Origin of the sequence: Bacillus cereus group sp. BfR-BA-01524, from assembly GCF_022662595.1 — a bacterium.
Lineage (GTDB): Bacteria > Bacillota > Bacilli > Bacillales > Bacillaceae_G > Bacillus_A > Bacillus_A thuringiensis_S.
This window is the reverse complement of the sequence record NZ_JAKUDW010000432.1, coordinates 1-231: the sequence shown is the minus strand read 5'-3', so window position 1 is coordinate 231 and position 231 is coordinate 1. Positions and strand designations below refer to the sequence as shown.

The window sequence follows — 231 nt, the reverse complement described above, 5'->3', positions numbered from 1 at the left end:
AATCAAATGCCGAATATGATGCCAATCATGGATAACAATCAACCACCGAATATGATGCCATATCAAATGCCGTATCAACAGCCCATGATGCCGCCGAATCCGTATTATCAACAACCAAATCCATATCAAATGCCATATCAGCAAGGAGCGCCGTTTGGACCACAATATACGTCTATGCCAAATCCGAATATGATGCCAATGGATAATAATATGCCGCCGCTTGTGCAGGGT

1 pseudogene is annotated in these 231 nt (G+C 43.3%); it reads left to right on the top strand.

Annotated elements, in window-relative coordinates:
• Positions 1-27: 27 nt before the first annotated feature.
• Positions 28-231, top strand: a pseudogene (locus MR170_RS31760) (peptigoglycan-binding protein LysM); the annotation flags it as partial.